The following is a 24435-nucleotide window of genomic DNA, read 5'->3' as shown; positions in this document are numbered from 1 at the left end:
ATGGATCACGTGCTCAGGAACTGCGGGTGGTGGAGCAGGCGGGGCACAGGCCCCAGTAGATGACCTCTGCCTCGTCGACGGCGAAGCCCCGGTCGTCGGACGCGGTCAGGCAGGGGGCGTGGCCGACCGCGCAGTCGACGTCGGCGACGGCTCCGCACGAGCGGCACACGAGGTGGTGATGGTTGTCGCCGACCCGTCCCTCGTAGAGGGCCGGGCTGCCGGGTGGGTCGAGTCGGCGTATCAGTCCCGCCGCGGTGAGTGCGTGCAGCCCCTCGTAGACGGCTTGGACGGAGATGTGGCCCACGCGGCCGCGCACCTCGGAGGCGATGGCCTCGGCGCCGAGGTGGTCACCGTCCCGCACCGCCTCGAGCAGCGCGACGCGGGCGGCCGTCACCCTCAGGCCGGCACCGCGCAGCTCCTCGGCGGTGGTCGGGTTCCCGGATGCGGTCATGCGGCCAACCTAGCGGCACAAACACGACTGGTTCAAGAAAACGAACGGTTCAATTTTGGTGTCGCGCGCGTAAGGCTTTGCGGGACGGCCTACTTGAGGTGTGTGAGTTCAGTCACAGCCGCCATGATCGCGTCTCGATGGGCACCGGGCACCGCGCATCGCCGTACCCGCCTGTCGATCACGCATCCGATGAGGTCAGGCGTTCGAGCTGGGCGGCGGCTGTCGCGGCCTTGCGGCCGGCTTCACGGACCCGGCGGTCGGCCGTACGCGCCCGTTCCCGGGCCGTCCGTTCGGCGAAGCGGGCCTGCTGGTGTTCGCTCCTGGCGCGTTCCAGCTCCTCGCCGAGCTTCTCCACGCGCCGCTGGACCTCTTCCACCTGCTGCTTCGCCTCCGATGCCTCCTGGCCCGCGGTCGCCGCCGCGTCCTGCAGCCCCCGCAGCTCGTGCTCGGCGGCTTCGGCGTCCTTTCGGGCCTCGGCCAGCCGGCGTCGCTGCTGTTCGCTCACCTTCTTGCCCGGGCGGGAGGCGGCGGGAGCGGGTGCGGGCCCCTGCGGCCGGGCGCCCTCGGCGACGGCGGGGAAGCCGACGGCCGCGCTGAGCGGTTTGGCCAGGCGGCCACCCGCCCAGGCCCGGGCGGCCTCGGGGTCGGCCAGGACGGCGTGCAGGGTGTTCTCGACCTCGCGCTGCACGCTCTCGCCGATCGGATGGCCGGCCTCCTCGGCGAGCTGCCGGGCCTGCAGGGACAGGGCACGGATGAGCGCGTGCTGCCGGCGGCTCAGCTCGCGCAGCTGTGCGCCGTCCAGGTCCTGGTGGGCCTGCCGCAGCCCCTCCCCCAGGCGCAGCAGGGGCTCGACCTCCCCGGGGCTGCCGCGGACCAGCAGGTTGCTGACCCAGGCGGCGAGGCTGGGCTTGCGCAACGCCCGGATCCGCTCGGCGAGTTCCCGGTCGCCGGCGGTGCGGGCGGAGGCCATGGCGGAGGCGCGGGCGGCGGTGAACTCCTCCGGGCGTAGGGCGTACAACTCGTCGGCCACGGAGTCGTAGTCCATGAGCACCCCTTTCGCGTGGAAGATCCGCTTTCGATCGTCTCAGGACCTGCCCTCGGAGGCGCGCGGAGAGGCCGCTGAACGCATCGGAGGCACCCCGTTCATGATCAGGAAATCGACGGTTTAACATATGAGCGCCGCCTAGCTCGAAAGATGGACTCGTGACTGTCAACGACGACTCGTTCACCAACTGGAAGAACCGCGAGGAGATCGCGGAGTCGATGATCCCGATCATCGGGAAGCTGCACCGGGAGCGGGACGTGACGGTCCTGCTGCACAGCCGCTCCCTGGTGAACAAGTCGGTGGTCAGCATCCTCAAGACCCACCGGTTCGCCCGGCAGATCGCCGGTGCGGAGCTCTCGGTCACCGAGACACTGCCGTTCCTGCGGACCCTCGCCGAACTCGACCTCGGGCCGTCCCAGATCGACATCGGCATGCTGGCCGCGACGTACCGCGAGGACGACCGCGGCCTGTCGGTCGCCGAGTTCACCGCCGAGGCCGTCGCCGGTGCCACGGGCGCCAACAAGATCGAGCGCCGTGAGGGCCGGGACGTCGTCCTCTACGGCTTCGGCCGCATCGGCCGGCTCGTCGCCCGGCTGCTCATCGAGAAGTCCGGCTCGGGCAACGGTCTGCGGCTGCGGGCCATCGTCGTGCGCGGGGGTGGCGAGCAGGACATCGTCAAGCGCGCCTCGCTGCTGCGCCGCGACTCGATCCACGGCCAGTTCCAGGGCACGATCACCGTCGACGAGGCGAACAGCACGATCGTCGCCAACGGCAACGCGATCAAAGTGATCTACGCGAACGACCCGTCCGAGATCGACTACACGGCGTTCGGCATCAAGGACGCCATCCTCATCGACAACACCGGCAAGTGGCGCGACCGCGAGGGCCTGTCAGAGCATCTGCGCCCGGGGATCGACAAGGTCGTGCTGACCGCGCCCGGCAAGGGCGACGTCCCCAACATCGTGCACGGCGTCAACCACGACACGATCAAGCCGGACGAGCAGATCCTGTCCTGCGCGTCCTGCACCACGAACGCGATCGTGCCGCCGCTGAAGGCGATGGCCGACGAGTTCGGGGTCCAGCGCGGCCACGTGGAGACGGTGCACTCGTTCACCAACGACCAGAACCTGCTGGACAACTACCACAAGGCCGACCGCCGCGGCCGGTCCGCGCCGCTCAACATGGTCATCACCGAGACCGGTGCCGCCTCCGCCGTCGCCAAGGCGCTGCCGGACCTCAAGGCGCCCATCACCGGCAGCTCGATCCGCGTCCCGGTGCCGGACGTCTCGATAGCCATCCTCAGCCTGCGGCTCGGCCGTGAGACCACCCGCGAGGAGGTCCTCGACCATCTCCGCGACGTGTCCCTGACCTCGCCGCTCAAGCGCCAGATCGACTTCACGACGGCTCCCGACGCGGTCTCCAGCGACTTCATCGGCTCGCGCCACGCCTCGATCGTCGACGCCGGCGCCACCAAGGTCGACGGCGACAACGCGATCCTCTACCTGTGGTACGACAACGAGTTCGGCTACTCGTGCCAGGTCATCCGCGTCGTGCAGCACGTGTCCGGCGTGGAGTACCCGACGTACCCGGCTCCGGCGGTCTGATCCCGGAAGACGAAAGCGCGGGGCGTGCGGGCCCCGCGCCTTCGTGTGTTCAACGGCGGGTCAGCTCGATCCTGTACTCCCGTGTCTGTGAGCCGTCTTCGCTGGTCACGGAGACGGTGCGAGCCGTCCTGCCCCCTGACACGTCCTTGCCGACCGTCGCCTTCGCGTAGGGGTCACGCGGTGTGGCGGTGATCTCTGCCCGGTCCGGGCGGTCGACCGCCACGCGATAGCTCGTCCGGTCCGGGTCGAAGCCGCTCAGGGACTTGCCGTCCACTTCGATCGAGGCGGCCGCAGCGTCGGCGGAAGCGCCCGGTGCCTTGGCGTGGACCTCGATCTCGCCGAGGGTGATGTAGCCGCCCGGGCGGGCCGTCATCACCACGCGCACGCCCGTCGCCGGGCCGGCCGCGCGCACCGCGACGTCGGCCACGGGCGCCCCCTCGGTGCCGACGGCGACCTGGTCGCTCGCGTCGGACCAGGTGCCGTCGGCGCCGCGCACCTGCACCTTCAGGGACTCCGCGAAGCTGACGTTGCCGCCGTCGCGGTGGAAGTGGGTCACGACCCTGGTCAGATCGCGCGCTTGCGGGAGGGCGAAGGTGATGGTGTCGGACGGGTTCTTCGTGCCGGACTTCCAATTCGACCAGGCCTTCTCGGACGTGGTGCCGTTGCGCAGGCCGTCGGCGGAGTAGCCGCTCTCGGTGTAGGTCGCCCCGACCGTCACGCCCTCGTCGCGCGCGGCGTTGGTCTCCTTCGGCGCGGTGACCTGGACGCGTACGGTCGCCGCGGCCGTGTCCGAGCCGGGGACCCGGGCCGTGCCGCGCAGGGTCACCACGCCGGTGTCGTCGAACGCGCCGTCGGGTGCGGGGTCCCAGGCGACCGGGAGCTCGGCGGTTCCGCCGTGCCGTCCTACGCCGGTGACCGTTGCGGGCAGGTCGGGCCGACCCCCGGTGTAGGTCTTGGCGCGGGCCGGGAGGGTGGAGGCGATGGTGTCCACGGTGACGACCGCCTCGGCCGGGACGGCCCGGCCGAGGGCGTCGGTGGCCCGGCCCTTCACGCGTACCGTTCCGGGTTTGCGCCAGCGCGACTCGGAGGGCAGCGTCCACCGCACGGGGAGCGCGCCCCGGGCGCCGTCGCGGAAGACGGGTGTCACGGTGCCGGGCAGTTCGGGGGCGCGCCCGGGGACGGTGAACGCCTTGGCCGGCTGCGTACGGAGCACCGTCTCGTCGCTCACGCCCCAGCGCTGGTTCGCGTTGGAGGTCGGGAGGTGGGCCGACACACGGGCGCCGTCCGCGGTCGACTGCCCGACGACGTCGAGGAGGCGGCCCGTGGCGGCGTTGACGAAGGTCCAGGTGCCGTCTCCGGTGGTGGACATGATCCACTGTGCGGCCGGTGTGTCCCCGTCTTCCAGTACGGCCTCGTCGTCGCGTACGGCCATGCGCCTGCCGTCGGCGGCGTTGACGAGGGCGTAGCGCTCACGGTTGCCGTCGCCCCGGGTCAGCTGCTTCACGGACCACAGCTGGGACTTGGCGGCCGGGTCGGCCGTGCGCACGACGACGCCGCTGCCCTCGGCGGACGGTGCCAGGGACTTGCCGCTCTGGGCGCCCTGGAGGCGGTAGACGTGGCCGGGCTGGACGAGCGCGGCGTCCTTCGCGGTGCCGGACACGCCGCCGACGAGGAGGGTGGTGACCGACTTCGCCGGGACGGTCACGGTGGCCGAGTCGTTCTTCACCTTGACGGGCGTGCCGCGGACGAGCGCGCCGTCGGGGCTGGTCACCACGGGAGTCACGGTGGCGCCCGGGGCGACCCGCCGGAACTTCGAGAGATCCAGGGTCACCGCGCGCGGGCTCGTGCCGTTGTTGACGTGCACCACCGTCGCTCCACGGCCGGACTTGCGTACGGCGGCGACACTGGAGGGGTCGTCGGCCTTGACGAAGTGGTCACCGGGGCGGATGTGGTGGGTGAAGTTGCGCAGGGTGTGGAACTTGGTGTTGGCCTTGACCGGGCAGGTCTCCAGGGTGTCCTTGGCCGTGCAGTTGAACGGGATGTGGATGCTGCCCCAGTTCTTGCCGGCCTGCGCCTGAGGGATGGAGTCCTCGATCGGCTGCCACAACACCCAGGCCGACGGCTCCAGTTCACGGATGTCGTCGACGACCCGGGTGGCGATGCCGAGCCCCGGTTCCATGCCGGTGAAGTCGGAGCCGGTCCCCCAGGTGCCCTCGACCTCGCTCATCCAGAACGGCTGGCCCGCGGCCTTGGCGCTGTCGCGGGCGCTGGTGCGCATGCCGGTGCCGTAGGTGTGCACGTTGAGCTGGTCGACGGCGGCACGGGCGGAGCTGTCGTAGGCGTTCCAGTTGCGGACGAAGGTGCTGGGGTTGGTCTCGTCCATCGCGGAGATCTTGGCGCGGGTCTTCGCCTTCTCCAGTGCGCGGTGCAGGGCCAGGACGACCTTCTGCTGGAGTTCGGGACCGGCGTGCGCGCCCTCCTGACGGCCGCCGGTGGGCTGTCCGTCGGGGCCGATCTGGGTGCCCCAGTAGTTGGTGTTGGGCTCGTTGAGCGGAGCGATGGTGTCGAAGTCGATGCGGTGCTTCTTCTCCAGGTGCTCCGTCACCTTGACCAGATAGGTGGCGAAGTCGTCGACGCGGTCGGCCCGTATCTGGTCGGTGTTGGCGTCGAAACCGCCGGAGACGTAGCCGCTGACGGTCTGGAACCAGGGCGGGGAGTTGCTGAACGCCTCCCAGCGGGTCACCTTGTTCTTGACGCGGTCCACCCACCAGCGCTGGCCGGCGTCGGCGGACCAGTCCCAGTGCTCGGGGTTGTCGGGGTTCCACCAGTCGGTGTCCTGCCTGGTGGTGCCCTCGGGAGCCTTCCAGAAGCCGTCCATCGTCGCGCCGGTCTTCATGTAGTCCTTGCGGACGTCGGGGGCGTTGCCGCCGCCGATGTTGTAGCGCGCGATGTTGAGGCGGAGCCCGTCCTCGCCGAACAGCATCTCGGCGAGCTTCTGCCGGATGGGTTCGGGGTAGCGGCCGGTGATGTTGGCGAACCAGACGAGGCTCGTGCCCCACCCTTCGAACTCCTGCTGCCGGTAGGACGGGTCGATCCGTACCGTGACCGCACTCGCCGGTGGGTCGGCGGCAGCGGCGGCGGGCGGCAGGGTCACGAGGCCGGCGCCGAGTGCCAGGGGGACGGTGATCGCCAGTGCCGTCCGGGCGAGGCGATGTCTGCTGGACATGAATTCCCTTCGGGAGCGAACAGAACCGCGCAGAACCAATCGAGCTTCCCGAATGTTTTAGGACGGCAATCAACACGTCAAGAGGTCGGACGAGTTGGGAACCCGCGCACACCCCTTGACGCGTTCCGGCCTGGCACCCCAATAATGATCGTCCACATATCTAAACAACGTTCTCTGATGTGCACGCGAGTGAACGCGGAGGAACCGTGCCCGGCCCAGACTTGTCCCGCAGTCGCCCGATCGTCACGTCCCTCGTCGTCCTGCTCGCCGCCTCCGGCTGTTCGGTCGCGGGTGCCGACCCCGTCGGCGGCGGCCCGGACACCCTGCGCATCGTCCTTCCCGAAGAGCCCCCGACTCTCGAACCCTGTGACGCCTCGCTGACGGCGACGGGCAGAGTGACGCGGGCCAACATCACGGAGGCCCTCACCGAGCGCGAACCGTCCACCGGAGGCCTGGAACCCGCTCTCGCCACCAAGTGGGCCCGTACGTCGGCCACGTCATGGACCTTCACCCTCCGCGAAGGGGTCACCTTCCACGACGGCTCGCCGTTCACAGCGGCCGCGGCGGCGTTCTCGATCAAGCGGGCCACGGACTCGGGCATCGACTGCAACGTGGACGGCTACATCTTCACCGACAGCGAGCTGACGGCCACGCCCCTGGGCGACACCACCCTCCGCGTCACCACGTCGAAGCCCGACCCGATCCTGCCCCTGCGTCTGTCGTTCGTCGAGATCGTGCCGACCGGCACCGACCCCGACTCCCGCGTGCGCGAGCCGGTCGGCACGGGGCCCTACCGGATCGACGAGTGGAACCAGGGCCGCTACCTGCGGCTGAAGCGCTTCCCCGGCTACTGGGGCAAGGCCCCCGACTTCTCCGGGGCCACCTATGTCTGGCGCGCCGAGGGCAGTGTGCGCGCGGCCATGGTGACGAACAACGAGGCCGATGTCGCGATCGGGCTCGCCCCCGAGGACGGGGCGGGTGACCGGGCGGTCGAGTTCACCACCAACGAGGTCTCCTACCTGCGGATCGACGCCACCAAGCCGCCACTGGACGACATCCGGGTCCGTCGGGCCGTCAACTACGCCATCGACCGCGAGGGGTTGACGACGGCCGTCTTCGCCGGCCGTCCCAGCGGGCAGCTCATCTCGAAGGGCGTCACCGGCTACAACCCGCGCATAGCGCCATGGCCGTACGACCCGGAACGCGCCCGGCGACTCGTCGCCGAGGCCCGCGCCGACGGGGTACGGACCGACACCACCCTCACCATCATCGGCCGCAACGGCATCTACCCGAAGGCCGCCGAGGCCATGGAGGTCGTCCAGGACGGCCTGCTCAAGGCCGGGCTGCAGGTCAGGATCAAGATGCTCGACGTCAACGCCTGGCTGGAGTACCTGCTGCGCCCCTTCCCCACCGGGGACACCGGCCCCACCCTGCTCCAGGCCCAGCACGGCAACCAGGCCGGTGACGCCGCGTTCACGATGGGACAGATCTACGGCAGCGAGGGCGCCCAGAGCAGCTACGGCACCGCCGAGTTCGACGCGCGCATCGACGAGGCCCAGCTCGCCTCGGGCGGCAAACGGCAGCGGGCGTTCGCCGACGCGTTCGCCTACCAGAACGACGAGGTCGTACGGGATGCCGTGATGGCCAACATGACCGGCCTGCTGGCCCTCTCCCCAAGGTCCGCTACCGGCCCGACTCGGCCACCAACGACGAGATGCGACTCGCCGACATGCGGCGCGCGGACTGAGGGAGGACCCATGCTGACCCTGTTACGCCGCCGCGCCGCCTCCAGCGTCATCCCGCTGCTGGTGGTGATCCTCGGCGTGTTCTTCCTGGCCCGCCTCACCGGAGACCCCGCCAACCTGTATCTGCCGCTGAGCGCGACGCCCGAGATGCGCGCCGAGTTCGCCGCCCGCAACGGCCTGGACGAACCGCTGATCACCCAGTTCGGCGACTATCTCGCCCAGGTCGCGCACCTCGACTTCGGCGAGTCGCTGCGCACCGCCCAGCCGGCCGGCGAGGCCGTCCTGCGCGCCTTCCCCGCAACGCTGCAACTGGCCGGCTGGACGATGCTCCTCGCCGTCGCGGGCGCCGTGGTCATCGGCAGCCTGGCGGCCTACCGGCCGAACTCGGCGACCGACCGGATCGCGAGCTTCCTGTCCTCCACGGCCGCGAGTGTCCCCGACTTCTGGATCGCCATCATGGGCGTGCTGGTCTTCGCGGTCACCCTGGGCTGGCTGCCCACCTCCGGCACCAGCGGCGCGGCGGCATGGGTCCTGCCCGTGGCGACGCTGCTCATCCGTCCGTTCGGGGTGCTGGTACAAGTGGTGCGGGGCGCCATGGTCTCCGCCCTGTCCGCCCCGTACGTGAAGGTGGCGCGCGGCAAGGGGGCCTCCGAACCCCGGGTGGTCTTCGGGCACGCGCTGAGGAACGCCGCGGCACCGGCCCTCACCGTCGCGGGCGACCTGGCCGTGGGGCTGGTCAACGGGGCCGTGGTCGTCGAGACGATCTTCGGCTGGCCCGGGATCGGCAAGCTCATGATCGACTCGGTGCTGCAGCGCGACTTCGCGGTCCTGCAGGCGGCGGTGCTCCTGACCGCACTGGCGATCTTCGCCCTCAACATCCTGGTGGACCTCTGCCACGCGCTCCTGGACCCGCGGGTTCGGCAGCGGGCGGCGGCATGAGCCGAGGACGGGACATGCTCGACACATCCGAGGCCGGCGCTCCGGCCGTACGGCGACGGTGGTTCGCCCTGCTGCTCCGGGACCGGTTCGCCTGCGCGGCGGCCCTGGTGCTGGTCCTGGTGGCGCTGTGTGCCCTCCTGGGGCCGTGGCTGGCCGCGGACCTGGCGACCCGTCAGAACCTGCGCGCTCCGGACCGGCCTCCCTTCAGTCTCGACCACGGCTGGGCCTTCGTCCTCGGCAGTGACTCGCTGGGCCGCCCCGTCGCCGCGCGGCTGCTGACCGCGGCCGGGACCACCCTGGCCGTGGCGGTCCCCGCCGTTGTGTGCTCCCTCGCCGTCGGCTCGGTGTGGGGCATGTGGGCCGGCTATCACGGCGGCTGGCGCGAGAACGTGTCGCTGCGCGTGGCCGACGTGATCCTCAGCTTCCCCTCCCTGCTGCTGGCCGTGGTCGTGCTGTACGTCTTCTCACCGAGTGCCGCGAGCCTCGTACTGGTGCTGGCCGTGGCCCGGATCCCGGTCTATCTGCGGACCGCCCGGGCCGAGGCGGCGGAACTGCGCGGCCGGCTGTTCATGGACGCGGCCCGTACGTTCGGCACGGGCGGCTGGGCTGCCATCCGGCGGCATGTCGCCCCGAGTGTGCTGCCCACGCTGCTCACCGTCGCCGCGCTCGACTTCTGTTTCGTGATGCTGGCCGAGTCCTCGCTCAGCTTCCTGGGCATCGGCATTCAACCGCCGGATGTGTCCTGGGGGTTGATGGTGGCGCAGGGGCGGCAGGAGCTGCAGAGCGCGTGGTGGATCGCGTTCTTCCCGGGGCTCGCCATCGTCGTCACGACCGTGTCGGCGACCGTTCTCGCCTCGTGGGCACGGCTGACGGCCGATCCGGGGCAGCGATGGCGGGAGGCGCTCGGACGGACTGCCGGACGGACAACGCGTCGCGAGCGGGAGCGTTCCGCGGCGGGGAGCGGCACCCGCCCGGCGGACACGGCCGTCCTGGCCGTCGAGGATCTGTCCGTCGACGTTCACACCCCGGCCGGGCCCGTCCAGGTGGTCCGCGGGGTCGGCTTCACCGTGCGGCAGGGCGAGACGCTCGCGCTACTGGGCGAGTCGGGCTGCGGCAAGAGCATGACCGCGCACGCTGTCGCCGGGCTGCTCGACCCGGTCGCGGAGGTGACGGGCGGGCAGGTGCGCCTCGACGGCGTGAACCTGCTCGGGCTCGGCCCGCGGGCCAGGCGCAGGCTGGCCGGCCGGCATCTGGCCATGGTCTTCCAGGACGCGCTCAGCGCGCTCAACCCCGTCCTCACCGTCGGCACGCAGCTCGCCGAGCCGTTCCGCATCCACGAGGGCATGCCCCGGCGGGCGGCGCGGGCCAGAGCGGTGGAGCTGATGGAACGCGTGGGCATCCCCGAGGCCCGCTCCCGGGCGGACGCCTATCCGCACCAGTTCTCCGGGGGCATGCGGCAGCGTCTGCTGATCGCGACGGCGGTCGCCTTGCGGCCCAAGGTACTGATCGCCGACGAGCCCACGACTGCTCTGGACGTGACCGTGCAGGCCCAGATCATGGACCTTCTCGCCGAGTTGCGCGGCGAGCAGCGCACGGCGCTCGTCCTGATCACGCACGACCTCGGGCTCGCCGCCGAGCACGCGGACCGGGTCGCCGTCATGTACGCGGGCGCCGTCGTGGAGACCGGGCCGGTGGCGGAGGTGTTCGGCAAGCCTCACCATCCCTACACCCGGGGCTTGTTGGAGTCGGTCCCGGCAGAGCAGCACCGGGGGGCACGGTTGCGTTCCATTCCCGGCGGCCCTCCGGACCCGGGCGCCGTCCCGGCGGGTTGCGCGTTCCGTACGCGCTGTCCCCTGGCCCGGGAGCGCTGCGCCACGCACCGGCCCGCACTGACCGGCACCGGAGCCGGCCGGGCCGCCGCCTGCCACTACGGGAAGGAACTGGCCGATGCCTGAGCACGAGGCACTGCTCGAGGCCACCGGTCTGGCCAAGAGCTTCGCCGTCCGGCGGACCCTGCGGGGCGGCAGGCGGCTACGGGCACTGGACGGGGTGGACCTCACCCTGGCCCGCGGGGAGACCCTCGGCCTCGTCGGTGAGTCCGGCTGCGGCAAGTCCACGCTGGCCCGGGTCCTGCTGCGGCTGGAGCGACCCGACGCGGGCAGCGTCCGCTACGGAGGCGCCGACCCCTTCGCGCTGTCGGGCGCGGAACTTCTGGCCTGGCGGCGCAAGGTGCAGATGGTCTTCCAGGATCCGTTCGGTTCGCTCAACCCCCGCCTCACCGCCGCGGAGCTCATCGGGGAGCCCTGGCTGACCCACCGGTCCCTCGTGCCCGGACCGCGGCGCGCGGCGCGCGTGGCCGCGCTGCTGGAGATGGTCGGCCTGCGCGCCTCGGACGCGCGTCGCCTTCCGCACGAGTTCTCCGGAGGGCAGCGGCAGCGGATCGGGATCGCCCGCGCCCTGGCACTGGAGCCCGAGGTGATCGTCTGCGACGAGCCCGTCTCCGCGCTGGACCTGTCGGTGCAGGCGCAGGTGCTCAACCTCCTGTGCGACCTGCGGGACGAGCTGGGCCTGTCGTACGTGTTCATCTCGCACGACCTGTCGGTGGTGCGGCACCTGGCCGACCGGGTCGCCGTGATGTACCTCGGCAAGATCGTGGAGACGGGCGCCACGGAGGAGGTCTACGAGCGACCGCGTCACCCGTACACCGAGGCGCTCCTGTCCGCCGCGCCCTCCCCCGCGGCCGTCGGGCGTCCGAGGCAGCGCATCGTGCTCACCGGTGAGCTCCCGTCACCGGCCGACCCGCCCTCCGGATGCCGGTTCCGGACCCGGTGCCCGCGCGTGCGGGACCTGTGCGCCGAGACCGTGCCCGCGCCACCGCCCGGTGCGCCGCTCCACGGAGCCGCCTGCCACTTCCCCCTGGAAGAGGCCTCTGCGGCATGACGGGCGAGTCCTCACCCGGGGCGTCGGCACATGGCGGTGCCGCGTCCGCCAGGGGACGCGGCACCGCCACATGGACCTCGGTACTCGTGCGAACGACTCAGTGCTTGAAGACGTCCTTCGTCTTCTCCTTGGCCTGCCGGGCGTCACCCTTCGACTGCTCCGCCCGGCCTTCGGCCTCCAGCCGCTCGTTGCCCACCGCGCGGCCGATCGTCTCCTTGGCCTTGCCCTTGGCCTGCTCGGCCTTCGCCTTGCCCTTCTGATCTCCAGCCACGGTTCGCTCACTCCATGTCGTGTTTTCCGACTACGGGTCACCGCACGAGTGACCGTGGAGCGGCAGCGCAAACGTGCCGCGGGCACGGGCCCCCCGGTCTGTCGCCGGCTGTCAGTGGAGCAGCTCGCGCACCAGCGCGCCGCACCACCACTGTTCCACCCGGTCGGGTGACCACCCCCGCTCGCCGGTCAGTACGGCGTAGACGTCGATGTTGCACAGCGCCGCGTAGACGTCGACGGCGGACGGCACGTCGAGTCCGGTTCTCAGGACACCCGGCGGCCAGGAGGAGAAGACCTGTACCCGGGTCCGGTCGCCGCGTCGGCGGCTGTCGTCGTACAGCGCGGCGAGATCCGGCTCGGAGCGGCCCGCTTCCCGTACGAGGGCGATGACGTCGCCGGCGCGCTCGTACAGACGCCGGTCGTAGCCGGCCATGGCGGCGAGCTGGCGTGCGGGGTCCGTCGTGGGTGACTCCAGCGCCGCGACGAGCTGCGGCACATCGGCCGAGAGGTCGGCCGCATCGGCCAGCGCCCGGGTCAGGCCCGGCTTGTTGCCGTAGGCCGCGTAGACGGTCGGCACGGACACCCCCGCCTCACGCGCCACGTCCCGCACCGTGGTCGCCCCCCACCCCCGGGAGACGAACAGGCGCAACGCGGCGCGGGCGATGTCGCCGCGGGTCTGCTGCGCCTGCGCCGTCCGGCGCAACGAGTCGTACCGCCGTCGCCCCGGCTCCTCACTCATGACTCCTACCCCTTCCCCATTTTGAATTTACGGTACTTATAATCAATACATGTTACGTACACTGCCGGGGAGCGCCCCGACCGCCCCGAGTTTCACCCGTGTCAGCGGCTTGGCCGCGCTGGGCTTCGCCTTCCTGATCGTCGCCGGGAACGTGATCCTGGTGCCGGCCGGTCTGCCGCGCACCGGTGCCGGCATCGGAGAGGTGGACGGGTTCTTCCGGGCCCACCACGACCTGGTCGGCATCGGGTCCGCGCTCACGCCCGTGGCCTGGGCCCTGGCCACGGTGTTCGGTGCGGGAGTGGTCCGGGTGCTGTGGCATTCCGAGCGGGAGCGCGGCTCGGCGTGGGCCCTGGTCGGCTTCGCCGGGCTCCTGTCGCAGAACGCGGCATTCGCCGGGGTCATCGCCATCCGGCTGGCACTCGCGTCGACGGCTGCGGACGGCCTCGGCGCGGACACGGGCCTGTGGGCACTCCACGACGCCCTGTTCACCCTCAACGGCGCCTTCCTCGCGCTGGCCCTGGCCGGTCTGTCCCTCGGCGGGCTGCGTGCCGGGCTGGTCCGTCCCTGGCACGGCAGGTGGGGTCTGGTGTCGGCCGCCCTGCTGCTCGCTTCCGCCGTGCTGACGCCACTGGCCATCGACCGCCTCGGTCCGCTCGGACTTCTCGGGCTCGCCGGATGGCTGATGTGGGTGGTGTGGATCGTCGTGTACGGGATCGTCCTGATACGCGCCGAGCCGGGACGGCCAACCGCCCGTTGACCGGGGGCCCTTCGCCCCGTGAGAGGCTGGGCGTGATCACGATCGGTGTGACGAGCGGGGACAGCGCATGACCATCAACCGGCCGGGGCTGCCCGGGGACCTGCCGTCGCCGGAGGTGCTGTGGGCCCGCTGGGCGCTCATCGCCGTACTGGAGGCCACCACCGCGGACGAGCGGGAGGCCCGTCACCGTACGGGGACCTGGGTGGACGGCGCGGGTCTCCATCTGGACGACTCCGGCTGTACGTGGTGGGGGTTCGCACCGCGGGGCGCGGGGCGGTACGTGCTCTTCGGCGAGGACGAGTCGAGCGCCTGCAAGTGGCACGAACCGCCGGTCGACCTGCTCGCCGGCGCCCCCGCCTGGCTCCCCCACGACGAGCTGCGGGACTTGCTGAGCGGCAACGAGCTGGGCTGTGTCTACTGGTACGAGAACGGGGCCTGGGCCCGCGCCCCGTACCCCGGCACCCTGGACGACGACGGGCTCGACTGCGGGATGAGCCGCTTCACCGGCCGCGACGAAGTGCTGCGCACGATCGCCGACGAGGACCACGGCGCCACGTCGGCCCGCGAGGCGGAAGCCCTGCTGGCGCACGCCGAAAGTTACCGGCTGACCCCGGAACTTCTGATGTCCCTCACCACCGACCCCGCCTGGCGGCAGCGGGACCGGCCGGCCATGACCAGGGCCCTGGAGCGCGCGGGCCTGAACCGGCCGTGACCCCGGGGGTCAGTGGCAGCACCCGTCGGCAGCCCGGGCGACGTCCAGACGGCAGAAACAGGACGCCCGGATCGGTACGTCGGCCAGCGCGGTCGCCGTCTTGAGCTGGTGGGCCACCAGGGCCGCCTCACCGGTCTTGCCGGCGCGCAGCAGGCACTCGTGGAAGCCGTGCAGCGCCCAGACGTTGCCCGGGTGCTGGAGGGGGCGGGGCAGGGTGTCGTCGAGGCCGAGATCGGCTCGGTAGACGGCTTCGGCCTCCGCCACCCGGCCCTGCTCCAGCAGCAGTGCGCCGTAGGCGTGGCGGGTGGGCTGCATCCAGCCCCAGGGCTCGTCGTAGGGGAGGTTGTCGTCCAGCTCGATGGAGCGCTCCAGGGCGGCGAAGGCGGGGTCGAGGTTGCCCCTGCGGTATTCGAGTTCACCGTCCAGCATGGCCGCGGCGATGGCGAGGATGTCGTGGCACGTGTTGTTGAACAGCATCCGTGTCTCGGGCACCCGCCTCACCGCCTCGCGGAAGAGCTCGCGTTCGGCCTCCGCCCGGTCGACCTCGCCGGTGGCGGAGAGGGCGACGCCCCGGGCATAGTGCCGCATGGCGACGGTCACCGCGTAGAGCTCCGGGTCGGCGGGGCCGGGCAGTTCGAGGATCTCGGTCCAGCGGCCGAAGCGGATCAGGACGTGGACGCGCATGGCCAGGAAGGCCTCGAGCCAGTCGGCCATCGGGGGGCTCTGCACGCGGAGCAGGTCTTCCGGGATGGCTGCTTCCAGCCGGCCGGCGGTGTCGAGGGCGACCTGCGCCTGGCCGAGGAACATGGCGCCGTAGATCTTGAAGTGGTGGTTGTGCGCCCGGTAGAGGGTGTAGAAGTTCATCGCGCCGGTCTGCCGGTGGTACTTCTCGTCGGCGGCGATCGCGTCGCTGTTGGCCGCGACGACCTGGCGGTAGTCGCCGCACAGGACGTCCAGATGCGAGGGCATGTGGAGCAGGTGCCCCGCGTCGGGCACGAGACCGCGCAGGCGGTCGGCGACGGTGAGGGCCTGCTCCGGCGTCGGGGACATCTCCATCAGGTGGATGTACAGGTGCAGGATGCCGGGATGCCGCACGCCGGCCTCGGTGGCGAGGGCGCTTTCCAGTACGGCCCTGGCCTCGGTGGTCCGGGCGCCCTCGGCCGGCTCCCCGGTCTTGAGGTCCCACAGCTGCCACGGGGTGAGGTTCATCGCGGCGTCGGCGTGCAGGGTGGCGACGTCCGGGTCGTCGGGGGCCAGGTCGTAGACCGCGCGCATCGCGTCCGCGTAGGGCTCGTTCCACACCGAGCAGTCCTCGACGGCCTCCGGCTGCGGATAACGGGCCCGCAGTGCGCCGATGAGGGCTTGTTCGACCGGGGTGGCGCGGGCGGCCTTCTCATGGGCCCGTTCCACGGCGCTGTGCGTGCGCTCGACGGTCCGCGTCAGTTCCTCGCCGTCGAAGAATTCCCAGGGCTTGTTGTAGTTCGGGCCGAGCGCGTAAGCGATGCCCCAATACGCCATCGCGCACTCCGGATCGGCTTCGACCGCCTTTTCGAAGCAGGCGACGGCTTCCTCGTGGTGGAAGGCGTACGTCCACACCAGACCGCGATCGAACCAGAGTTGAGCATCGGCGGAGGACGTGGTGACGGGACGGCTGTGCGTGCCGAGGTCGTAATAGTCGCCCATGAGTCTCTCCTGGAAAAGCGGCCGGGGCCGTGAGAATAGCGGCTGCGGACACACCCCCGGATTCCGAACAATTCTCTTATTTCCAGATTAGCGGTTCCATGCGGTCCTGGACCGCGAGCGGCGCCCGAGGACGAGGGTTCGAGGGCCGGTACCGGGCATGGTTGGTTCCCGCCCGGCTTCGTGTTCGGGGCCGCGACCGCCTCGTACCAGATCGAGGGGGCGGTGCACGAGGACGGACGTGGGCCGTCCATCTGGGACACCTACAGCCATACCCCGGGGCTGGTGGCGAACGGGGACACCGGCGATGTCGCCTGTGACCACTACCATCGGTATCCGCAGGACGTGGCGCTGCTGCGTGAGCTGGGCGTGGACTCCTACCGGTTCTCGATCGCCTGGCCCCGGATCGTCCCGGACGGGTCCGGCCCGGTGAATGCCAAGGGGCTGGACTTCTACTCGCGGCTGGTCGACGAGCTGCTCGCGGCAGGGATCGAACCCGCCGTCACGCTCTATCACTGGGATCTTCCGCAGGCCCTGGAGGACGGCGGCGGCTGGCGGGTGCGGGAGACCGCCGAGCGGTTCGGTGCGTACGCGGCCGTCGTCGCGGAGCACCTGGGCGACCGGGTGCCGCGCTGGATCACGCTCAACGAGCCGTGGTGCAGTGCCTTCCTCGGCTACTCCGTCGGCCGGCACGCCCCGGGCGCCCGCGAGGGCCGGGGCGCGCTGGCCGCCGCCCACCACCTGCTGGTCGGGCACGGCCTGGCGGTGCAGGCGTTGAGGGCGGCCGGAGTACGCGAGGTGGGCATCACCCTCAACCTCGACCACCACCTCCCCGCGACCGGCTCCCCCGCCGACGAAGCGGCCGTCACCCGGGCCGACACCCTGCACAACCTGGTGTGGACCGAGCCGATCCTCAAGGGACGCTACCCGGCCACCGAGGAGGACACCTGGGGCGAATTGATCACCGGTCAGGACTTCCGGCGAAACGGCGACCTCGAACTGATCTCCCAGCCCCTGGACTTCCTGGGCATCAACTACTACCGGCCGATCGTCGTGGCCGACGCCCCGGACCGCGAGAGCGACCCGGCGCGGCGCGTCGCGACCGACAACCGGTACGAGGAGGTGCCCATGCCCGAGGTGCGGCGCACGGCCATGGGCTGGGCCGTGGCGCCCCACACCCTCACCGACCTGCTGGTGGGGCTCAGGGAGCGCTACGGCGCTGCCCTGCCGCCCGTCCAGATCACCGAGAACGGGTCAGCGGAGGACGACGAGGTGGGCCCCGACGGGGCCGTACACGACAGCGACCGGGTCACCTACCTGCGCGACCATCTCACCGCGCTGCGGGCCGCGATGGACGCGGGCGTGGACGTGCGCGGCTACTACGTCTGGTCGCTTCTCGACAACTTCGAGTGGGCCTTCGGCTACGGCAAACGCTTCGGGATCGTCCGCGTCGACTACGCCACACAGCGCCGCACGCCGAAGGACAGCTACCACTGGTACCGGTCCATGATCGCGGCCCAGCGGCGGTGACGGCAAAGTGCGCGAACAGCTGCATAAGGCGCGCACTCCGGCGCCGGTGCTGATCATCTTGTCGTTCGATCGGGGGCACCTTGGCCAGTGGACTGGCACCGCCCAACTCCCGCTCCCTAGGATGTACTTCCTGTCCAGCCAGTCCGTTGGCGCGGCACCTTGCAGGAGGAACGATGCACTCCGAGAAGCAGCTGTCCACCGAGATCGACGCGAACGTGCCGACGGCAGCGCGCATGTACGACCACTACCTGGGCGGCAAGGACAACTACGCGGCCGACCGCGCCGCGTGCGAGGAACTCGACAAGGTCGTCCCCAGCACGCGCCGCCTGGCCCTGAACAACCGGCGCTTCCTCCAGCGGGTCGTGAAGACCCTCTCCGAGGACTACGGCATCCGGCAGTACCTGGACCACGGCTCAGGCCTGCCGACCCAGGAGAACGTGCACCAGGTCGCCCAGCGCATCGACCCCACGTCCCACGTGGTCTACGTCGACAACGACCCGATGGTGCTGGTCCACGGCCGCGCACTGCTGGAGCAGGACGAGCGGACGACCGTCATCCACGCGGACCTGCGCGAGACCGACCTGATCTTCGGCCACACCGACACCCAGCGGCTGATCGACTTCTCCGAGCCGGTGTGCGTGCTCTTCAACTCGGTGTTCCACTGCATCCCGGACAGCGAGAACGACGGGCCGCTCGCGGTGGCCCGTCGCGTGCGGGAGCGGCTCGCTCCCGGCAGCTTCATGGTGATGTGCCAGCTGGTCAGCGAAGACCCCGAGGTCCGCGCCTTCGTCACGAACTTCATGGATCAGGCGACCCAGGGCAACTGGGGCCGCGTGCGTGAACCGAAGGACGTGGAGACGTACTTCGAGGGCCTGGAGATCCTGGAGCCGGGGCTCGTGGAGGTGTCGACCTGGCGTCCGGACACCGAAGTGGCGCCCCGTCAGCTCACCCAAGAGTGGATCGAGTTCGGCGGCGTCGGGCGGATCCCCCTGGAGAAGTGATCGAGAGGTGATCGGGCGCTGTCCGGCGCATCATGCCGGGGGCGGGCCGCCTGCACGCGCCACAGGCGGCGATCGCGTTCAACACCAGCGGCGGGGACAGCGTCGAAGCAGCACAGCGCTGGCTTTGAGTCCTACCGGCAGATCACGTCCGGAGTCATGACCGGATGGCCTGACCCGCCCGGTGCCTCACGTCACGGGTAGCGCTGCTCCATCGTCTGCCGCAGCAGCTCCAGCGAGTCGCGGGGCTTGAGCGCCTCGTCCGCGAGCCGGTCCAGCGCGATCCGGTACTCCTCGGTCTCGTCGCGGTCCTCGAGGAAGTTCGCGCTCTTGATGTGCTCCAGGTAGACCACGTCGGGCAGATCGAGGCCGCCGAAGCGCAGAAACGTGATCGGAATGGCCGGTGCCGAGGCGTTGGTGACGCTCAACGGCACGATCTGCAACGTCACATTGGAGCGCTCGGCCATCTCGACGAGGTGCGCGAGCTGCTCCCGCATCACATCGGTACTGCCCAGAACGCGCAGCAGCACGGACTCGTCGATGATCGCCCACAGCTGCGGGGCGTCGGGGCGTGACAGCAACCGGGCCCGGTGCCTGCGCAGTTCGACGCGCCGCTCCACCTCACCGGACGGCGCGTTCGGCAGGCCGCGCTCCACCACGGCCCTGGTGTAGGCGGGTGTCTGCAGCAGGCCGGGCACGTACTGGATCTCGAAGGTACGGATGGTGGCGGCGGCCTCCTGCAGTCCGACCAGCCGGTCGAACCACTCGGGCATCAGCCGCTTGTCATACCGCTGCCACCAGCCCGGCTCTCCGGCGCGCTGCAGCAGCTTGAGCAGCACCGAAGCCTCGTACGCGTCGGTGCCGTAGAGCTCGAGCAGCGCGCGGACGTCGTTCTCCGTCGGCGGGCGGCGGGCCTTGCCCGACTCGATGCGGGACAGTTTCGCGGCACTGAACCCGACAGCGCGCGCCGCCTGGTCCTGGGCGAGCCCGGCGTCCTCGCGGAAGCCGGCGAGCTGTACACCGACCAGCATCTTCAGCAGAGTCGGCGCCGGCTCGGGCCTGTCCAGGTAGGGTTCCAGGCGGGAGATGCGATGCGACGCGGCGGACATCCTGACTCCCAGCAGACCGGCACAAGGGCGACTTACACTATCGCACTTCACCGAGTCTTCACGCATCCGCCCGCAGCGCCCCCGCAGAAGTAGGAAGTTGGACTCCGCTTCTCCCTCGAGGGCATCGCGCCGCGGGCGGGACAGCGCCGTTCCTCACAGCAGGTGGTCGAACTCGCCGTCCTTCGCTCCGGCCAGGAAGGCCGCCACCTCCGCCGACGTGTAGACGAGGGCGGGTCCGTCAGGGTCGCGGGAGTTGCGCATCGCGATCCCGCCGTCGACGAGGGGGGCGACTTCGACGCAGTTGCCCTCGGCGTTGCTGTGCCGGCTCTTCATCCAGCAGGCTGCCAACGAGCTTGCCTGCACTCCGTTCTGCACTGGTGGCACCGCAGTCTCCTTGCTGTTCTCGTTCCCCGCCGCGCACGGTGTGCCCGGCCGTCCGGCCGAGAGCGGCCGCATCCCTTCGACCGCACTCGTCCCCGGCTTGCGTACCCACAGCGGCTGGATTTTCACGCAATTTCTCGTGCAATTGCACGCGAGCGCCTTCAGCGTGGATAATAGCTGCGGCGTCAACCCCCGGGCGGGCGCCGTGTCCTGATGTCGCATCGGGGAGATGCCGTGTCCTCACCTGCGCACCACGTGCTCCGGCCGCCGAGTGGGGCTGCGGCACACGCAGGCGCACCCGGGGCGAACCACGCCTTCCCGGCCGGACCGAAGTCGGTCTCGCCGTACGGGGCCCCGCCCTCGGTGCCGAAGACACTGCCGCAGTTCTCGGGTGCCCTGTCCGCCTCGGCCGCGCTGCGAATCGAGTGCAGCCGGGAAGGGTTCGCGCGAGCCCGGTCCTTCACCCGCGACACCCTGCACGACTGGTCGCTGGACCACCGCTGTGACGACGCGACCCTCGTCATCACCGAGCTCGCCGCCAACGCCGCGACGCACGCGGCGCCGAGAGCCTCGGAGGTGCCGGGTGTGCCGGAGATCCGGCTCGGCTTCCTCCTGGACCCCGGCCACCTGCTGGTCACCGTCTCCGACCACGACGACCACCCGCCCGTGTACGCGCCGGCCGGTGCGGCCCTGGAGGAGCACGGCCGGGGGCTGTGCATCGTCGACGCCCTGGCCGAGGAGTGGGGCTGGGCCCCCAGTCCCCCGGCGGGCAAGACGGTCTGGGCCACGTTGTCGATCCGGCCGGCCATGCCCTGTCCACCCATCTGACCCGACTGCCGCGGAAAGGCCCCTCGCCATGCGCAGCGCTTCGACGGAACACCCGAGCAGCGAGCGCCCCGACGCCCCGACCGGGGCGGCCCGCAACACGCCGCTCACGGCACTGGACCGCGTGCCGTGGGGCGACATCCAGGACTCCACCGGCTCGGCGGTGGGCATTCCCCTCCTGCTCAACGGCATCGCCGGGGGTGATGCCGACACCGCCCGCTCCGCCCTCGACGACCTGCGGAAACGGATCTGCCAGTTCGGATTCGTGGTGGAGCAGGCGACAGCGGCCACGGTTCCCTTCCTGTGGGAGCTGGCGAAGCTGCCGCAGGTGACGTGCCGCGCCCAGATCATCCAGCTGCTCAAGAACATCGCCGACGCCCGGCAGTGGGAGAGCACCGCCGCCGTCTATCCGAAGCTGCTGAACCATCGGGAGAACCCGGTGGTGTGGGAGCGGGCGGCGCGCCAGGCGGTGCGGGCCCGGCGCGGCGAGCTCGGCAGACTGATGGCGGACGAGGACGGCGAGATCGCCCGGGCCACGACCGAGCTGGCCCGCTCGCTGGGCGCCTGAAGCTGTCGTACGTTTCCGGTGACAGGTCGTACGTGTTCCGGTGGGCGCACGCCCGCAGACGTGACGAAACGGTGAGGACCCCCTGTCACCATGGGTGATGCCCCTCGCCTCCCGGGGCCGGGCAGTGTAGACATGGCACATGGTCCGACTCTTGGGTCGATCCGGGACTCGATCGCCCCTGCGGCCCGGCGCTGCGCCGTCTGCACGGCAGCGGCGGGAGGCGGGCCCGTCGCGGTGGCAACCCGTGGCGGGGCTGCGGTCGGTGCTGGGCGGACGCAGCGTCGCCGGACAGGTGTTCCTGCTCGTCGTGGTGATCGTGCTGCTGCTGGTCGTGGCGGCCGTGGTGGCGCTGGTGCTGCAGGTGCGGCACGACACGACGCAGGAGGCCCGCAACCGTTCGCTCGCCGTGGCGGAGACCTTCGCCAACGCGCCGGGCACCGTCGAAGCGCTGCAGAGCCCTGATCCCACCGCCGTGCTCCAGCCGCGGGCCGAGGCCGCCCGTGAACGGTCGAAGGTCGACTTCATCGTCGTGATGAACACCGACGGGATCCGCTACACCCATCCCAAGACGGACCGGATCGGGAAGCAGTTCGTCGGGACGATCGCGCCGGCGCTGGCCGGGGAGTCGTTCACGGAGGAGATCGACGGCACCATCGGCCCGCTCGTGCAGGCCGTGGTGCCGGTGACGAACCCGGACGGCCGGGTCGTGGGCCTGGTCTCGGCGGGGATCACGACCCAGAACGTCGGCGGCACCGCCGACCGTCAGCTGCCCCTCGTGCTCGCGGCCGCCGCGGCGGCGCTCGCCCTGGCGACGGCGGGTGCCGCGCTGGTGAGCAGGAGGCTGCTGCACCAGACCCACGGACTCGGGCCGCACGAGATGACCCGGATGTACGAACATCACGACGCCGTGCTGCACGCCGTCCGGGAGGGGGTGCTCATCGTCGACGACGGGGGCACCCTGCTGCTCGCCAACGACGAGGCGCACCGGCTGCTCGGTCTGCCCGCCGACGCCGAGGGCCGGCACGTCCTCAGTCTGGGTCTCGACCCGGGCACCGCGGACCTGCTGGCCTCCGGCCGCGTCGCCACGGACGAGGTGCACCGGGTCGGGGACCGGCTCCTCGCCGTCAACCAGCGGACCACGGACCGTGCGGGCGTGCCGCCCGGCAGCGTCGCCACCCTGCGCGACTCCACCGAGCTGCGGGCCCTGTCCGGGCGGGCCGAGACCGCGCGGGAACGGCTCAACATGCTGTACGACGCCGGTGTGGGCATCGGGACCAGCCTGGACGTGACCCGCACGGCCGAGGAGCTGACCGAGCTGGCCGTTCCCCGGTTCGCCGACTTCGTCACCGTGGACCTGTTCGACGCGGTGCTGGGCGGCGGGCAGCCGAACGCGGCGGCAGCCCTCAGCCGTACGGCGGTGAGCGGGATCCGCAAGGACGCGCCGCTCTACCCGGCCGGCGAGCGGATCAGGTTCGTCGAGTCCTCTCCGCAGGCCCGCAGCCTCACCACGGGCGGCCCCGTCCTGGAGCCCCGGCTGAGCGAGGCCCCGGGCTGGCAGGCGCAGGACCTCGAACGCTCGGCGCAGATCATCGCGTACGGCATCCACTCGCTGATCACGGTGCCGCTGCGGGCCGGCACCCTGGTGCTCGGTGTGGTCAGCTTCTGGCGCTACGAGAAGCAGGAGCCCTTCGACGCGGACGAGCTGGCGCTGGCCGAGGAGCTGGTGGCGCGGGCCGCCGTCTCCATCGACAACGCGCGCCGCTACACCCGCGAGCACAGCATGGCGGTGACGCTCCAGCGCAGCCTGCTCCCCCGCAACCTGCCCGAGCAGGGCGCCCTGGAGATCGCCTACCGCTATCTGCCGGCGCAGGCCGGAGTCGGCGGTGACTGGTTCGACGTGCTGCCGCTGTCGGGGGCCAGGGTCGCCCTCGTGGTCGGGGACGTCGTGGGCCACGGGCTGCACGCCGCCGCCACGATGGGGCGGCTGCGCACCGCGGTGCACAACTTCTCCGCCCTCGACCTGCCGCCCGAGGAACTGATCGCCCTGCTGGACGAGTTGGTCGGCCGTATCGATCAGGACGAGACGGAGGAGGAGGGCAGCGCCCCGGTCACCGGCGCGACCTGTCTGTACGCCGTCTACGACCCGGTGTCCCGGCGCTGCACCGTCGCGCGGGCCGGTCATCCCCCGCCGGCGCTGATCCACCCGGACGGCACTGTGGAGTTCCCCGACGTGCCGGCCGGTCCCCCGCTCGGGCTCGGTGGTCTGCCGTTCGAGACGGCGGAGCTGGAGCTGGCGGAGGGCAGCCGGCTGGTCCTCTACACCGACGGGCTGGTCGAGGACCGGGAGCGGGACATCGACGTGGGCCTGGAGATGCTGCGTGAGGCGCTGGGCCGGGCCGGGCAGTCGCCGGAGGACACCTGCCGGGTCGTGCTGGACTCGCAGCTCACGGCCCGTTCCAGCGACGACATCGCGCTGATCGTCGCGCGGACCCGGGCGCTGGCCGCCGACCGGGTCGCCGAGTGGCCGGTGCCGGCCGATCCGGTGGCCGTGGGCGAGGTGCGGGCGGCGGTCAGCCGGCAGCTGGCCGAGTGGGGCCTGGAGGAGCTGACGTTCAGCACGGAGCTGATCCTGAGCGAGCTGGTCACCAACGCGCTCCGGTACGGCGGGGGCCCCATACACGTCCGCGTGCTGCGCGACCGCAATCTGATCTGCGAGGTGTTCGACAGCAGCAGCACCTCGCCGCACCTGCGGTACGCGACCATGACGGACGAGGGTGGGCGAGGGTTGTTCCTCGTGGCGCAGCTGGCGGAACGCTGGGGGACGCGTTATCTGCCGGCGGGGAAGGTGATCTGGGCGGAGCAGCCCCTGCCATAAGCGCCACCATGGTCTACCCATAAAGTAGCCTTATGAGCTCA

Annotated in this window: 19 protein-coding genes; 11 read left to right on the top strand and 8 right to left on the bottom strand. The window is 71.2% G+C overall.

Features of this window, described 5'->3' with window-relative positions:
- Positions 1–13: 13 nt before the first annotated feature.
- Positions 14–451 (bottom strand): Fur family transcriptional regulator, encoded by a 438-nt coding sequence (locus tag CEB94_RS38595; protein WP_175436569.1) that lies wholly within the window; start codon positions 449–451, stop codon positions 14–16.
- A 178-nt stretch (positions 452–629) separates the two neighbouring features.
- On the bottom strand, positions 630–1496 hold the full coding sequence (locus CEB94_RS38590; protein WP_175436568.1) for a hypothetical protein: 867 nt from the start codon (positions 1494–1496) through the stop codon (positions 630–632).
- 158 nt (positions 1497–1654) lie between these two features.
- Here CEB94_RS38590 and CEB94_RS38585 point away from each other — a divergent pair, with 158 nt between their 5' ends.
- Positions 1655–3100 carry a glyceraldehyde-3-phosphate dehydrogenase gene (locus tag CEB94_RS38585; protein WP_175436567.1) on the top strand — a complete coding sequence of 482 codons (1446 nt, stop codon included), beginning with the start codon at positions 1655–1657 and terminating at the stop codon, positions 3098–3100.
- A gap of 49 nt (positions 3101–3149) precedes the next feature.
- Here CEB94_RS38585 and CEB94_RS38580 read toward each other — a convergent pair whose 3' ends face one another.
- Positions 3150–6326, bottom strand: a complete 3177-nt coding sequence (locus tag CEB94_RS38580; protein WP_175436566.1) for a glycoside hydrolase — start codon at positions 6324–6326, stop codon at positions 3150–3152.
- Between the two features lie 206 nt (positions 6327–6532).
- On the opposite strand from CEB94_RS38580, the gene CEB94_RS41410 reads away from it, so the two are divergent.
- The 3 genes from CEB94_RS41410 to CEB94_RS38555 are packed head-to-tail and all read left to right on the top strand — an operon-like array spanning position 6533 to position 11950.
- The gene (locus tag CEB94_RS41410; RefSeq protein WP_246112050.1) at positions 6533–9010 is read left to right on the top strand and encodes an ABC transporter substrate-binding protein; all 2478 of its coding nucleotides are present in this window, start codon (positions 6533–6535) and stop codon (positions 9008–9010) included.
- A 14-nt stretch (positions 9011–9024) separates the two neighbouring features.
- The gene (locus tag CEB94_RS41405) at positions 9025–10965 is read left to right on the top strand and encodes a dipeptide/oligopeptide/nickel ABC transporter permease/ATP-binding protein (RefSeq protein ID WP_246112049.1); all 1941 of its coding nucleotides are present in this window, start codon (positions 9025–9027) and stop codon (positions 10963–10965) included.
- On the top strand, positions 10958–11950 hold the full coding sequence (locus CEB94_RS38555) for an ABC transporter ATP-binding protein (protein ID WP_175436564.1): 993 nt from the start codon (positions 10958–10960) through the stop codon (positions 11948–11950). Before CEB94_RS41405 ends, CEB94_RS38555 begins: the two co-directional genes overlap by 8 nt.
- 97 nt (positions 11951–12047) lie before the next feature.
- On the opposite strand, the gene CEB94_RS38550 is transcribed toward CEB94_RS38555, so the two are convergent.
- Together CEB94_RS38550 and CEB94_RS38545 are read right to left on the bottom strand one after the other, a co-directional pair.
- Positions 12048–12221 carry a CsbD family protein gene (locus tag CEB94_RS38550; protein WP_078625313.1) on the bottom strand — a complete coding sequence of 58 codons (174 nt, stop codon included), beginning with the start codon at positions 12219–12221 and terminating at the stop codon, positions 12048–12050.
- A 111-nt stretch (positions 12222–12332) separates the two neighbouring features.
- Entirely contained in the window at positions 12333–12959 is a 627-nt protein-coding gene (locus CEB94_RS38545; protein WP_175436563.1) for a TetR/AcrR family transcriptional regulator, read from the bottom strand.
- A 49-nt stretch (positions 12960–13008) separates the two neighbouring features.
- Between CEB94_RS38545 and CEB94_RS38540 the strand changes: the two genes are divergently transcribed.
- Both CEB94_RS38540 and CEB94_RS38535 read left to right on the top strand, forming a co-directional pair.
- Complete coding sequence (locus CEB94_RS38540) at positions 13009–13716, top strand: 2-oxoglutarate/malate transporter (protein ID WP_246112048.1); 708 nt, start codon at positions 13009–13011, stop codon at positions 13714–13716.
- 67 nt (positions 13717–13783) lie between these two features.
- The gene (locus tag CEB94_RS38535) at positions 13784–14428 is read left to right on the top strand and encodes a hypothetical protein (RefSeq protein WP_175436562.1); all 645 of its coding nucleotides are present in this window, start codon (positions 13784–13786) and stop codon (positions 14426–14428) included.
- 9 nt (positions 14429–14437) lie between these two features.
- Here the strand turns inward: CEB94_RS38535 and CEB94_RS38530 are convergent, their stop codons facing one another.
- On the bottom strand, positions 14438–16111 hold the full coding sequence (locus CEB94_RS38530) for a tetratricopeptide repeat protein (protein WP_175436561.1): 1674 nt from the start codon (positions 16109–16111) through the stop codon (positions 14438–14440).
- A 78-nt stretch (positions 16112–16189) separates the two neighbouring features.
- On the opposite strand from CEB94_RS38530, the gene CEB94_RS38525 reads away from it, so the two are divergent.
- Positions 16190–17638, top strand: coding sequence for a GH1 family beta-glucosidase (locus CEB94_RS38525; RefSeq protein WP_425472565.1), 1449 nt, complete (start codon positions 16190–16192; stop codon positions 17636–17638).
- A gap of 173 nt (positions 17639–17811) precedes the next feature.
- The gene (locus CEB94_RS38520) at positions 17812–18639 is read left to right on the top strand and encodes an SAM-dependent methyltransferase (protein ID WP_175436559.1); all 828 of its coding nucleotides are present in this window, start codon (positions 17812–17814) and stop codon (positions 18637–18639) included.
- Between the two features lie 191 nt (positions 18640–18830).
- On the opposite strand, the gene CEB94_RS38515 is transcribed toward CEB94_RS38520, so the two are convergent.
- The gene (locus tag CEB94_RS38515; protein ID WP_175436558.1) at positions 18831–19745 is read right to left on the bottom strand and encodes a helix-turn-helix domain-containing protein; all 915 of its coding nucleotides are present in this window, start codon (positions 19743–19745) and stop codon (positions 18831–18833) included.
- Positions 19746–19898: 153 nt separating this feature from the next.
- Positions 19899–20129, bottom strand: a complete 231-nt coding sequence (locus tag CEB94_RS38510; protein ID WP_175436557.1) for a DUF397 domain-containing protein — start codon at positions 20127–20129, stop codon at positions 19899–19901.
- A 207-nt stretch (positions 20130–20336) separates the two neighbouring features.
- On the opposite strand from CEB94_RS38510, the gene CEB94_RS38505 reads away from it, so the two are divergent.
- From CEB94_RS38505 to CEB94_RS38495, 3 genes are all read left to right on the top strand, one after another.
- Positions 20337–20954 (top strand): ATP-binding protein, encoded by a 618-nt coding sequence (locus tag CEB94_RS38505; RefSeq protein WP_246112224.1) that lies wholly within the window; start codon positions 20337–20339, stop codon positions 20952–20954.
- A gap of 28 nt (positions 20955–20982) precedes the next feature.
- The gene (locus tag CEB94_RS38500; RefSeq protein ID WP_175436555.1) at positions 20983–21519 is read left to right on the top strand and encodes a hypothetical protein; all 537 of its coding nucleotides are present in this window, start codon (positions 20983–20985) and stop codon (positions 21517–21519) included.
- 139 nt (positions 21520–21658) lie between these two features.
- Positions 21659–24394 (top strand): SpoIIE family protein phosphatase, encoded by a 2736-nt coding sequence (locus tag CEB94_RS38495; RefSeq protein WP_175436554.1) that lies wholly within the window; start codon positions 21659–21661, stop codon positions 24392–24394.
- Positions 24395–24435: the final 41 nt, after the last annotated feature.

This window comes from Streptomyces hawaiiensis, from assembly GCF_004803895.1.
GTDB lineage: Bacteria > Actinomycetota > Actinomycetes > Streptomycetales > Streptomycetaceae > Streptomyces > Streptomyces hawaiiensis.
Note: the sequence above shows the minus strand (reverse complement) of the source record. Positions and strands in the feature narration are given on the sequence as shown.